The sequence below is a fragment of the Neolewinella xylanilytica genome (assembly GCF_002934605.1).
GTDB lineage: Bacteria > Bacteroidota > Bacteroidia > Chitinophagales > Saprospiraceae > Neolewinella > Neolewinella xylanilytica.
Map to the genome: position 1 here is coordinate 899,993 of NZ_PTJC01000006.1, position 12,525 is coordinate 912,517.

Consider the following 12,525-nt stretch of genomic DNA (forward strand, 5'->3'; position numbering starts at 1 on the left):
CTGAAAAAATTTGCTGTGGTTAGTTGAGGGAAAGATCCTGGCCAAGGTAAAACTGAATGACCTCCCGGTTGAAAATGAGCTGGTACTTGGAGCGCGTGAGTTCAACGCGCGCCTGCTCCAGCCGATTGGCCGCAGTAGTGAGATCGAGGCTGTTGGCCGCACCGGCACTGAACCGGCGATCGGCAGCATCGTAGGCTTGCTGGGCGGCATCCAGGCTGACTTCCGCCGCGCGGTAGGTTTCCCGCGCCGCCCGCAAATCACCCAGTGCCCGCTCGACATCCGACCGGAGTTGGTTCTCGGCCTGGTCGACCTCAATATCGGCGCTAAGGCGCTGCAACTCCGCCCGCTCGACGTTGAGGCGGTTGCGGTTTTGGTTGTAGATGGGTACGTTCAGGCTCATTCCGATGGCCTGGCTGAAGTTCTGGTCCAGTTGGTTCAGGTACGCTAAGTTGGGGTACACGATGCCGGTCTGGTTAAAGGTCGATATCGTTGTCTCCTGCCCACCGATATTTACCGGCACGGGTGGCCCCTGCACCAATTCCGCGTTGCTTTCGTCCGGGTTTGCGAAATCTTTGGCTATACTGGAGTAGTTGGTGCTCAGGTTAGCGAATAACTGGATCGTAGGTCGGAGGCCCGCCCGGGCTACTTCCTTGGCCAGATCGGCGGATGTGCGCCGTAGTTCGGCGGCCCGTATGGCGGGCTGGGTTTGCCGGGCGGCGTTCAGTACGTCCTGTAAGTCATAATCCGAAACCAGCACGCTCTCGTCGAGATCCTGCACCGGGTTCACGATGCTGAAATCCTGATTGGGGTCCAATTCCAGTAACAGCTGCAGGTCGAGCAGAGCGAGCTGTACCTGATTCTCTAAATCGACTACGGTACGCTGGTTGGCGGCCTGCTGCGCTACCAGGTCGAAGCGCTGGGCGGCGGCCAGGCTACCCGCCCGGATTTGGGCATCGGTATTCTCCAGTTGGCTATCGATCAGTTCCAGCTGTACGCGCGCGTTAGCGAGTTGCTCCTGGGTGAGCAGGATGGTCAAGTAGCTGTTGGCAACCAGTAAGCCCACATCGTTGCCCGCTACCCGGGCATCCGTCACGGCGGCCTCCAGGTCGATTTCCGATTGGCGGATACTATTGCGGAGCAATCCGCCGTCGTAAAGCGTCACGGCCCCCTGAACCTGGTAGCCCTGAGAGAAGATGTTCTGGGCCTCAAAGGTGTTCGTAGTCGGGTCGATACTCCTTCCCAGCAGGTAGTTTACGCTGGTTCCCGCATTCAGGCTGGGTAAGCGGTTGTTGCGGCTCTGTTGCAGGTCCAGCCGGGCTAGGGCCGTCGAGTTATTGAGTCGGCGTACCTGAAGACTGTTTTCCCTCGCGTAGGTGACCGCTTCGCTGAGGGTCCATTCGGTATCGTTCTGCGCCACGGCCCACGCTGGCATCATAAGGGCAAGGAATAGGTAAAAGAGCAACCGCATTTTGCTGAATGTTTATAGGCCAGCAAAACTAAGGTTCCTACCGGGGGATAGAAATTTATTCTATCAACGGTGCACGGAATTAGACGGGTGGAAAGCAAGGTGGGTCAAAGACTGCTATTGATGATCGCGCTCCCCACAAGGCGGTCGTATCGCCCCCCTAAAGGGCGGTAGTACAGCAGGGCGATGTAATCGTTTTCCGTTACGGAATGGTTGCCTTCCGTGTCTTCGTACACCGTCTCCCGGCGATCGGAGGCCGCATCGTCGGTCACGTAATAGTAGTTGTAAAAGCCCTGTTTAATGAGGAAGCGGCCAACGTAAGCGCTGATACCCGGGTTCCATACCATTCGGTAAGCCGGCTTTTTCTGCCACTCGGTCAGCGCTCCGTACAGGTATACGTCATCCTGTAGCGGAAGCCCCGACTGGGTCTTCAGCACCGGCATGATTTCGACGTACTCGCCCGTGTATTCCAGGCCAAAGCGCGCGTAGTTCTCCTGCAAATACTCATCGGCCAGATTCAGTGCGGGGCGGTCGCCACCGACGTTGACAAAATCTCCGTTGAGGTCGAAATACTGGGAATACACCGTTCCGCCCCGCGTCAGTTCCGGCGCCAGGAGCATGCCGTAGCGGTCGCCCTCGTTGGTTATGCTGCTGACGTCCGCCCGCGGTGCCTGGACCGACCGGATATCCAGATTCCTGAATTCGTTACCACCGCGGAAAATGATCCGGTCCTGGTAGTTAAACTGCACGCTTTCCCGACCCAGTAAATTGGGCTCGACGGCTGCCACGGCATTATCCCACCGCCCGTTCTGGATCACGGTAGCCGAAAGCTCCTGAAGCGGCGCGCGGGGTTGCAATTGCTTCGTGTTAGCCGTCAGCCGTACTTCCTGGTGGGTATGGATTTTATCGACCACGGCCGGTCGGGTTACCTGCCCGTTGATACCGGCTACGTTCTCCGACACCATAAACCGCCGCGTAATTACCGGGCGGTTGCCGTCCTGGGTGTCGTAAACCACCAGGAGGTAGTTCCCGCTTTTTTCCAGCCGCATATCGGCATTGGGAAATACCAGCTCGTAGTGGGTAAAGGGCATCAGCGTTCGCAGGCTGAAATCATAATCCTGGATGTAATCGTTCCCAAAGCCGCTGTTGTATTCCATTTGGCCGAGATTCGATGGCCTCCAGTCTTGGTTGCAGTGGATGAAACTGTAGGAATACCGGGTCACGTCCTCCCGGAGATCGTCAAAGCTCAACCGCAGCCGGGCACCGCCATTGAGTTCGATGATGGGATACGAATTGGGAAAGCCATCAACGCGCAATTTTACGGTGTGCAGGTTCTCCACGTACGTATAGTCGAAGTACCGTAGCTCGGTGTCTTGCGCGCCTAGCCACTGCCCGGAGAGGAGAACGAGGAACAGGGCGCCGGAGCGCAGGAAGGAAGCGAATCCGGAAACGGGCCAACGGATCATCGAAAAGCATTGAGTTTACTGACAAAGCGGTTTCCCCGGTGATAAAATCGCCAGGGTCGGGAGGCCCATTCCGCACCGGCACCATCAATGCCGATCCGCGGCGTGGCGACGATATCTTCCGCCATAACCGGTGCGCGGCCGAACGATAATTGCACGGGAGAAGCGGGGTCCAGCAGATCCAGCGCATTGTGGATGCGCGTTATCCCCAGGGCTTTCGAGACAACGCCGGGTCCCCGGCTTAGTTGCGGTTTTAAGTTTTCCATATGACGCCGCCGCAGCATCTCCTCCAGGCCGAGGTTTGGCTCCACCGCGCGGATCAGCACCGCGTGGGGCACCTCGGCCGGCCCGGTGATCACGTTAAACAGCTCGTGAATGCCGTAACAGAGGTAAACGTAACTGGTGCCGGCTCCGGCGAAGAAGGGCTCGGTGCGTGCGGTCCGCCGTCCGCCAAAGGCGTGGCTGGCGCGGTCTTGCGGGGCCCAGTAGGCTTCGGTTTCGGTGATGAACCCGCTAGTAAGCCCCCCATCCGTGCGGGTCGTGAGCTCCATACCGATAAGCCCCCGGGCAATGGCTACGGGATCCTGTCCGGAAAGGAACGCGCGTAGTTCCCGCGCTCCGGCGCCAATAAATTGCTGATTCGATTGCATAGACCGGGCAATTGCTACCGGTGACCTGCGATGCGGCCCACCGCGGCCGATGCTTAAACCTTTTCCTGGCGCAGTTCCCGGCGAAGAATTTTACCGACGTTGCTTTTCGGAAGTTCAGCCCGGAACTCCACCTCTTTGGGCACCTTGTAACCGGTAAGCTCCTTGCGGCAGAAGGCGATGAGCTCGTCCTCGGTGAGCGACTTGTCTTTTTTTACGACAAAAATCTTCACCACCTCCCCGGAGCGGTCGCTGGGAATACCCACCGCGGCACACTCGAGCACCTTGGGGTGGCCGGCAATGACGTCTTCCACTTCGTTGGGGTAAACGTTGAAACCGGAGACCAGGATCATGTCCTTTTTCCGGTCCACGATCCGGAAGAAGCCGTCTTCGGACATCATTCCGATGTCGCCCGTATTGAGCCAACCGTCGTGTAGCACCTTGGCGGTATCCTCCGGGCGATTGTAGTAGCCCTTCATTACCTGGGGCCCTTTGATCTGGATCTCGCCGCGTTCTTCCGAGGTGGCCGGGCGGTTTTCCTCATCGTTCCATACCCGCATTACGGTATTGGGCATAGGGACGCCGATCGAACCGATGCGCAAGGATTCGTTGAGTGGATTCATGCTTGCCGCCGGACTGGTTTCGGTAAGGCCATAGCCCTCGCTGAGGGGCACGCCGGTTACCTTTTGCCAGCGTTCGGCTACCGATCGCTGTACGGCCATCCCCCCGCCGACGGTAATCTTGAGGTGGCGAAAATCCAGGGAAGTAAAGGAGTCATCGTTGAGCAGTCCGTTGAAGAGGGTGTTTACCCCGGTCATGGCGGCGATCCGGTTGTCCTTGAACGCTTTGACGATGGTACTCAGGTCGCGCGGGTTTACGATCAGGACGTTACAGATGCCGTGGCAGAAGATGGCCACCGAATTGACGGTGAAGGCAAAGATGTGGTAAAGGGGCAGGGGACAGAGCATCCGCTCGTCGCTCCCCTCCTGGAGCTTTTGGGTCATCCATGCTTTGGATTGCATGGCGTTGGCTACCAGGTTTGCATTGGTCAGCATGGCTCCTTTGGATACGCCGGTGGTGCCGCCGGTATACTGCAGGGCGATGGTGTCATCCGGCTGTCCCTCGAAGTGGGGGAGCGGGTGTTTCTTTCCTTCGTCGAGGGCCGTCTGAAAGTCGACCGCCGAGGGCAGGTTGTACTGGGGCACCATTTTTTTGACGTTCCGCACCACGAAGTTGGTCAGCCCCCCCTTGAGCCAGCCCAGCATGCCGCCGATGGTGGTCAGAATCACGGTGTTGATGTCGGTTTCCTCGATAATCTGCTCGAGGTTGGCGGCAAAGTTTTCCGCGATGAAAATGCCCTTACAGCCGCTGTCGGTGAACTGATGCTTCATCTCCCGCGGGGTGTACAACGGATTGGTATTGACGATCACCAACCCGGCCTTGAGCACGGCGTGGAGCACGATCGGGTACTGTAACATGTTCGGCATCATGACGGCGACCTTGTCTCCCGGCTGCAGACCGCGGTAATGCAAATATCCCCCGAGGGCGGTGCTGAGTTTGTCTAGCTCGGCGTAGGTCAGGTCTTTACCCATGCAGCTGAAGGCCGGCCGGTTGGCAAATTGCTTACAGGTGACGGCAAGGAGGTCCTTGAGGGTGGAGTGGGTATGCACGTCAACGTTGGCGGGGATGCCGGCCGGATACTGGGAAAGCCAAGGACGCTGGTCGGTATTCATGATCTGCTGGTTTAAGCTTGGTGAGGGTAAAGTACAACAAGGGTATCGGAATTTCCCAACGCATCAACCGCAATAGGCCTGAAGACGTTCTCATTGGAACACTTGCGAACAACGCTCATTACGGATCCGCCACCACGGCGGCTCTCGCTAATTTTACGGATATTCGCTATACATTTTACCAGCTTAAATCTTCCCACCCACAATGGAAAACGGAATCCTCACCGACGCCCAGCAAAAAGATGCTGAGTTGATTCAGACTTTGCTTGACAAGATCGTATCCAAAAAAGGCTTCGATAACATTAAGGCGAATGCAGAGGGGTACGAAACCCCCGCCAAGATCCGCCGCAGCAAAGACTCCGATGAATACTTCATCCCCGATGTCACCGGTGAGGTCAATGGCCGTAAAAGCTACTTTGAGCTCGGGCTCAAGTCCGACGACGTACGGGAAGTAGTAACCAAATGGCGGCTACTGAGCTCGCTGGCCGCCTACAAGCATGGCAAGCTGTATTTGGCCGTTCCCCGCGGTCACATGGCCTTCACCAACCGGATTCTCGCCGATTATCCGATTCAAGCAGAAGTCGTTAAGATTTAAGCAAAGGCTCTCGGGACTAAATCGAAAAGGGGTTAAGGATGCAACATCCTTAACCCCTTTTCTCCTTTGGTCCTTAGCCCCTTGCTACGCTACAGTGACCAGGCATTGGCCTCGATCAGGACATCCGCAACCCGGCGGCGGAGCACCTTCACGTTCTGGGGCGGATACTTGGTAAAGCGCTTGATACCCATGGTAAAGGTGCGGAGGAGGTCACCCTCTACGAAACTGGCCACGGCATCGGTTGCATTTTTAGCCATGCGGGCGGTGGCGTCGTGAAGGTAGGTGCGCAGGATGGCGTCGTACACTTCGATATCCTGTTTGCCCAGTCCCGTGGCACGCATTTTCCGAATCCGCATCAGCGTACTTTCCGCCTGCAGCAGGTCGCCGAGCATGTCCGCCACGTTCATGAGTATTTCCTGTTCGCCCTTCAGGTTGATTTTGCCGTCCATTTGCTCCTTGGCGGCGGCTCCGGCTACCATCAGGATAAGCTTTTTGAAATCGGATACGGCCTTAATCTCCTCGCCGTAGTCGCCCTCCGGGCGTTCCAGAGAAGGCATGCCGCCGAGCTCTTTCTGTACGGCCCAGGCCGGGCCTACTATGTCGAGAGCTCCCTTCATGGCCCGGCGTAGCAGCATGTCGACGCTCAGCAGGCGATTGATCTCGTTGGTGCCTTCGTAAATGCGATTGATGCGGCTGTCGCGGTACATCCGGGGAGCCAGGGTTTCCTCGCTGTAGCCCATACCGCCGTGGATCTGGACCACCTCGTCGACGGTGTAATCCAGCGTCTCGGAACCGAGAAACTTCAGCAGGGCACACTCGATCGCGTATTCTTCGGCACTGAGCAACTTAGCCTGGGAAAAGGTTTTACCCTGCTCCTTTAGCTGGACGTTCATGTCCTGGATCTGCTGACTGACCCGATACAGTGCACTCTCGCCGGCGAAGATGCGGATGGCGGCCTCGCCGATCTTATATTTGATGGCGCCGAAGTTGGCGATGGGCTGCTTGAACTGGATACGTTCGTTGGCGTACCGGATGCCTACTTGCAGGGCCCGCTTCGCTCCGCCTACGCTGAGGGCGTGCAGTTTGAAGCGACCTACGTTCAGCACGTTGAAGGCAATAAGGTGACCCTTGCCGATCTCGCCGAGGCTGTTATCGGCGGGCACGCGTACGTTCTCGAAGAAAACCTGTCGGGTCGAACTGCCCTTAATCCCCAGTTTGTCTTCTTCCGCACCGAGGGTAAGCCCTTCCAAGTTACGGGGAACGATGAAGCCGGTAAACTTATCGCCATCCACCTGGGCGAAGACGATGAAGACGTCGGCGAATCCCGCGTTGGAGATCCACATCTTCTGGCCGTTGAGCACGTAAGCGTCCCCGTCAAGGGTGGCGGTGGTCTTGGCACCCATGGCGTCGGACCCGGAGCCCGGCTCGGTGAGGCAGTAAGCGGCTTTCAACTCGCCGCTGATCAGGCGGGGCAGGTACTTTTCCTTCTGGGCCTCGGTACCGTAATAGAGGATCGGGAGCATGCCGATACCGGTATGGGCGGCGTAGGAAACGGTAAAGGATCCCGAGCTTCCCCCCATCACGTCGCAAATCAGGGTGTTGGTGTTGGTGTCCATTTCCAATCCGCCGTACGCCTCGGGCATGTGACTACCGAGAAGGCCCAACTCGGCCATCTTCTCCAGTAGGCGGGGAGCGATATTGTCTTCCTGCTTTTCGATCTTGTCGAGATTCGTCCGGATTTCCTGCTCGATGAAGTCGTCGACCATTTGCTTGACCATCCGTTGTTCCTCGGAAAATTCCTCCGGCATGAAGGTGGTCTGGTAGGCGGCGTCGGCGATGAGAAACTCACCGCCTTTCAATACTTTATTATCGGTAAGCGTGGCGGACATGATCGAAAGAATTAGGGGTGATAGCGAATTTTCGCTGTGAAAATACGCCCTTATAACGGAGTGGTCAAGTAATGGGTTGCCCAATTAGCGAAATTTCGCTTTCTCGACAATTCCGGCTTTCCGCCAGTGGCTGATCCGGTAAAGCTTGCCTTACCTATGCCCCCGGTTTCCGAAGAAAATGATGGCGGCGAATAGCAGTTCCAATCCCCCGCCTGTGAGCGCGGGCACGTAAAAGGGTAAGGCGAATAAAAAACCCGCCGTGCCCGCCGCGATCAAGGAGGCTCCCAGTAGCCAGTATAATTTGTTTCCGTAGAGGGTCTGAAAAATCAGGTAGCGGCCACCGATGGTGAGGAGCATGATCGGATAGAACCAATCTATCCGAACCGAAAAGCATATCCAGGCAACAAAGAGCCCCAGAAACAGCAAGACGGTAGATTCCATCGCCAAGGCCGTTAGGGGATTGTCGTTTGCCGCGCTACCGGGGCGCCCCAGCATGCGGGAGATGAGCATGCCGAGCGGATAAATCAGCATGCCACCGATAAATAACACCGCTATACTGTACTGGGGGGAAAGCCAGGCGCCGATCGCTCCGGCCAGCATCCAAACAACACCGGATACCATTGCGCCGGGAGCGCCGCCGTAGAAGGCGTGGTCGAGGTCGAGCTGGGCCGCTTTCATGTCCATGCACGCTAAGATGACTCCGTTAGCTAATTGGAAAGTATTTTATCGACTATTGGTCCGGTGGGACGGCCCAGTGTACCCTGATGTCCGGTAAGCCGTCGAAACGCTGAGCATAGGCTGCTTCGCCCAGTACGCTGGCCGCCGAAGCGAGCCCGTCCGCCGTCATCCCGGTAGGAGCGATGACGGTAATCGTACGCGGATCGGTGAGGCCGAGTCCGGTGCGCGGATCGATGAGGTGACTGTAGCGGGTACCGTTCCATTCCAGGTAGCGGAAAGTGGCGCCGGAAGTAGCAATCGCCACCCCGGAGGTATCCAGCACGCCGAGGGGCGTCGCCACCCGCCACGCCGACCGCTCCGGTGGAGGTTCGCCCAGGAGGAGATCGCCGCCGCCGTCGATGAGGTAGCTGTGGATGCCTGCCGCCCGTAGCACCTCCGCCGCGGCATCCAGCCCGTATCCTTTGGCCACGCCGCCCAGGTCGAGTTGAATGCTGTCGCCGGCCCACCGGACCTCGTGGTCCGGCCCAATTTCCAGGGATTGGTAATGCACCCGCGCGGCCGCCGCCCGAATCCGCTCCCATGGTGGAAACTCCTGACTGCGGAAGGCCTTGCGCCACAAGCGACTCAGCGGACCGACGGTCGGATCGAAGGCGCCCCCGCTTCGTTCGGCAAGACGCACGCTATAGGCCAGTACGGTATGGAGATCCCCGGATACGGGATACCACGCCCCCGGGGGGCTGCGAAACAGCCGGTTGATTTCGCTATCGTACCGATAGTCACTCAGCCGGTCTTCCACCTGATCGATCCGCTCGTACGCCCGGTCGACTGCGGCCCGGGCCGACAGGGTGTCGGTCGCGTACACGGTAATGGACCAGGGCGTGCCCATCGCCGAACGGCGGACGGTGAGCTCGTGCTGGGACCGCAAACCGGTGGCGAGCAGCAGTAGCGCGCTGCAAAAGAGGTAGTGCAGTGGGGGAAGGAACAGCTGCCCTTATTTTACCTTGGTTTCCCCCGGCGTTGGAGTGGGGTAGTAGCCACTCTCGAGCGGGAGGATAGGGGGTGGCGCATCGAAGGAGTAGGCGATTGGAGAGAGATCTACTTCGGACTGCAGCGCTTCGTCCCAGGTAACCACCTGGCCGGAATAGGTAGCCATGCGGCCCATGACGGCCGTCAGGGTGCTTTTGGCGGCATTTTCCGCGTCGGCGTATTTATATTCTCCGTTAGCAATGGCCTTGAACAGCAGGTCGTGCTCGGCCTGGTAGGGATTGGGGTCCTTGCGTTCGTCGTGGTCGAGGAGGGCATATCCCGACCGGGTGAGGAGCTTGCCGGGGGCCGGGGCGGATCCGTTGGTCCCCTGAAACTCTTCCGTCACTTTATTGGAGCAACCCGGCCAATGGCGGCACTGGCTGATCATGCGGCTACCGTCGGCATACACATACTCCACGGCGTGGTGGTCGAAGATCTCGCCGTGTTCCTTCCCGTTGCGTACGTACCGCCCGCCGAAGCCGGAAGCCGTCGCGGGGTGATCCTGCTTGACCCAGTTGCCGACGTCCAGGTTGTGGATGTGCTGTTCGTTGATGTGGTCACCGCAGAGCCAGTTGAAGTAATACCAGTTGCGCATCTGGTATTCCATTTCGGTTTGGCCGGGTTGGCGCGGACGCACCCAAACGCCACCGCTATTCCAGTAAACGTAGCTGGTGGTGATGTCGCCGATGGCACCGTTTTGCATCATTTCCACCCAGCCGTCGGTGTATTTTTTTTCGTAGTGGCGTTGCAGACCGACCACGACGTTCAGTTTCTTGGCCTTGGCCTGCTCGGCCGCCGCGAGCACCCGACGCACGCCGGGCCCGTCGACCGCCACCGGTTTCTCCATGAAGATTTGCTTGTCGGCGGCGACCGCCGCCTCGAAGTGGATGGGCCGGAAGCCCGGGGGGGTGGCGATGAGTACGACGTCGACCAGCGGAATGACTTTTTCGTACGCATCGAAGCCAACGAATTTATTTTCCTCCGCAACGTCCAGGCGGGAAGCGTCCATCTCCATTTCCGCTAACTGTCCCTGAATGCCGGTGTAGGACTCGTCCAGCCGGTCGCGGAAAGCATCCCCCATGGCGACCAGCTTGACGTTTTGTTCGGTGGATAGCGCCTGTACGGCGGCACCCGTTCCGCGCCCGCCGCAGCCGATAAGGCCGATGCGGATGACGTCGGCACCTGTAACGTGGACTTTAGCGGCGAGGTCCGGATTGATAATCAGCCCGGCGGCAGCGAGGGCGGTAGTTTTCTGCAAAAAAGAGCGTCTGTCTAAGGGCATGATCAAAGCAATTAGTAATTACAGCTTCAATTTACGGCACAAGAGCCGACGAGCAAAACCCGCGGTCAACATTTCCTGTGGTGACGTAGGACCGGAAGGGCTCGGGAGGTAAATCCTTTTAGTAACATCCCGGGCGGCGCGGAAAGGTTCCTGCTTGGTAGGCGGGAAGCGTGCGGAGCCGTTGTAGCCAGGTCCCCGGGCTAGGGTGGTGGGTTTGCCGGCTAAAGTAGGGGCCCAAATCGAAGTATGGAGCTGATCCATGCTCCGCTGAAGGCGATCGGATGGGTACAGCCATAAAATCCGCTTATCCGTATCGTCCGGTGGGATTAAGCGCCGGAAATACACCGAACCCTGCCGGGTCGGCGTGGGTTATGTGTACATACAACCAACGGCTGACTCCTAGCTCCGCACCATGCGTATTCCCTACTTCGTATCCTTTTATAGCGGCATGATTTTGGTACTGGCGGGGCTTGCCACGCAGGATAGCTCCGTGGAGGGAATGGGGTGGCCCACTCTGTTTATGAGCCTGGCTATGCTGGCTATCGCGCTCGGGGTGATTGACGTGATCGCGGCCCACAAACGAGGAGTATAGGTAGCCGCAATTACGGCGCGCCTTAATCGACGATTGCTTCCGCGAAGAAGGCCTGCACTTCCGCTTCCGTGGGCTGCTTATCTGGAGATACGAGGCGAAAACCGAGGAACGGGCTATCTACGTTCCACCATTTGCTTTTGGGGATCTGGGGATCGCGGGCCTGCCAGCGGGGGCTTGACTTTTCGCGGGTCCGACAGCCGGCTTCTTCCGTGTAGGTGTCGTAGCTACCCCCGCGAACGGTGCGCGAATGTTTGCCGTCGGGACGCATCCAAGGGTCGGGATCGTCATTGAGGCGCTCCGCGTAATCTTCGTAGTATTCGTCCAGCGTCCATTCGCTGACGTTGCCGAGCATATCGTACAGTCCCCATGCGTTGGGTTGTTTTTCGCCAACGGGGTGGTAGGTTTCCTCGCCGTTTTCATACAGCCACGCCATGTCTTGCAGATCGGCGGGGTCGGGTTCTTCACCGGCCAGGCAGGCGTATTCCCATTCGGCTTCCGTAGGCAGTCGGAAGAAGCGCCCGGTTTTGTCGTACAACCACGCGCAAAAGCGGAGGGCCGCCTGCTGGGTGGTATTCACCTGGGGGTAACCGCCGCGGGTTCCCATACCGTAGGTGAAGTCGAGGTAGGGCGGGGAGGGCCGGCTGACGGCATCGACATCCCAGTTAGTATTCGCGGCCACCGGGCTGTCGTTGTCCCGTTCCTGAAAAATACGGTAGGTATCGTGGGTCACCTCGTGACGGCTGATCGCAAAGGGGGATACGGTAATGGTTTTTCCTCCGTCACCCATGGCGTACGATCCTCCCGGCAGATCCACCATGGTAAATTGTACGTCCGTACCCGGGATACGTACTTCCTGGGTTTCCATTTGGGCGGCGAGCGCAGGTGCAAAGCCAACCATGAAAAAAAGGAGAATTCGGTAAGGCATTTTATCGACTTAAAGCTTCGTATAGTGTCCGGCTAATATACACCGGTTTCGAAAGGGGAACTGGCAGGGAGCAGACCACGATATGGGTTCCTGCCTACCGGCGGGGAGCGTTCGGGACTTATTATTTGGCGGAGAGCGACCAGCAGATAGCGCAACGGGGGTGGTTTAATTGAAATAGGGGTAGGATGTTCCGAAAAATGAAATTTAGCGGAAAAAAGTTTGGCAGAGCGGGG

At 58.1% G+C, this 12,525-nt stretch carries 11 protein-coding genes; 2 read left to right on the forward strand and 9 right to left on the reverse strand.

Annotated elements, in window-relative coordinates; all coding sequences use genetic code 11:
• Positions 1–19: 19 nt before the first annotated feature.
• The 4 genes from CLV84_RS13010 to CLV84_RS13025 all read right to left on the reverse strand — a co-directional run bounded on the left by CLV84_RS13010 (position 20) and on the right by CLV84_RS13025 (position 5,308).
• Positions 20–1,468 carry a TolC family protein gene (locus tag CLV84_RS13010; RefSeq protein WP_104420223.1) on the reverse strand — a complete coding sequence of 483 codons (1,449 nt, stop codon included), beginning with the start codon at positions 1,466–1,468 and terminating at the stop codon, positions 20–22.
• 104 nt (positions 1,469–1,572) lie between these two features.
• Positions 1,573–2,931 carry a type IX secretion system plug protein gene (locus CLV84_RS13015; protein WP_104420224.1) on the reverse strand — a complete coding sequence of 453 codons (1,359 nt, stop codon included), beginning with the start codon at positions 2,929–2,931 and terminating at the stop codon, positions 1,573–1,575.
• Positions 2,928–3,578, reverse strand: a complete 651-nt coding sequence (locus tag CLV84_RS13020) for a DNA-3-methyladenine glycosylase (protein ID WP_104420225.1) — start codon at positions 3,576–3,578, stop codon at positions 2,928–2,930. Before CLV84_RS13020 ends, CLV84_RS13015 begins: the two co-directional genes overlap by 4 nt.
• Positions 3,579–3,631: 53 nt before the next feature.
• Entirely contained in the window at positions 3,632–5,308 is a 1,677-nt protein-coding gene (locus tag CLV84_RS13025) for an AMP-binding protein (RefSeq protein ID WP_104420226.1), read from the reverse strand.
• A gap of 202 nt (positions 5,309–5,510) precedes the next feature.
• On the opposite strand from CLV84_RS13025, the gene CLV84_RS13030 reads away from it, so the two are divergent.
• Positions 5,511–5,900 (forward strand): hypothetical protein, encoded by a 390-nt coding sequence (locus tag CLV84_RS13030; RefSeq protein ID WP_104420227.1) that lies wholly within the window; start codon positions 5,511–5,513, stop codon positions 5,898–5,900.
• A gap of 89 nt (positions 5,901–5,989) precedes the next feature.
• Here CLV84_RS13030 and CLV84_RS13035 read toward each other — a convergent pair whose 3' ends face one another.
• The 4 genes from CLV84_RS13035 to CLV84_RS13050 all read right to left on the reverse strand — a co-directional run bounded on the left by CLV84_RS13035 (position 5,990) and on the right by CLV84_RS13050 (position 10,775).
• Positions 5,990–7,789: an acyl-CoA dehydrogenase family protein gene (locus tag CLV84_RS13035; RefSeq protein ID WP_104420228.1), complete on the reverse strand. Its 1,800-nt coding sequence runs from the start codon at positions 7,787–7,789 to the stop codon at positions 5,990–5,992.
• A gap of 150 nt (positions 7,790–7,939) precedes the next feature.
• Complete coding sequence (locus CLV84_RS13040) at positions 7,940–8,473, reverse strand: DUF7010 family protein (protein ID WP_104420229.1); 534 nt, start codon at positions 8,471–8,473, stop codon at positions 7,940–7,942.
• A gap of 46 nt (positions 8,474–8,519) precedes the next feature.
• Complete coding sequence (locus CLV84_RS13045; RefSeq protein WP_104420230.1) at positions 8,520–9,392, reverse strand: FAD:protein FMN transferase; 873 nt, start codon at positions 9,390–9,392, stop codon at positions 8,520–8,522.
• Positions 9,393–9,458: 66 nt separating this feature from the next.
• Positions 9,459–10,775, reverse strand: a complete 1,317-nt coding sequence (locus tag CLV84_RS13050; protein WP_104420231.1) for a Gfo/Idh/MocA family protein — start codon at positions 10,773–10,775, stop codon at positions 9,459–9,461.
• Positions 10,776–11,187: 412 nt separating this feature from the next.
• On the opposite strand from CLV84_RS13050, the gene CLV84_RS13055 reads away from it, so the two are divergent.
• Positions 11,188–11,367, forward strand: coding sequence for a hypothetical protein (locus CLV84_RS13055; RefSeq protein ID WP_104420232.1), 180 nt, complete (start codon positions 11,188–11,190; stop codon positions 11,365–11,367).
• Between the two features lie 22 nt (positions 11,368–11,389).
• On the opposite strand, the gene CLV84_RS13060 is transcribed toward CLV84_RS13055, so the two are convergent.
• Positions 11,390–12,292, reverse strand: a complete 903-nt coding sequence (locus tag CLV84_RS13060; protein ID WP_104420233.1) for a formylglycine-generating enzyme family protein — start codon at positions 12,290–12,292, stop codon at positions 11,390–11,392.
• Positions 12,293–12,525 lie beyond the last annotated feature (233 nt).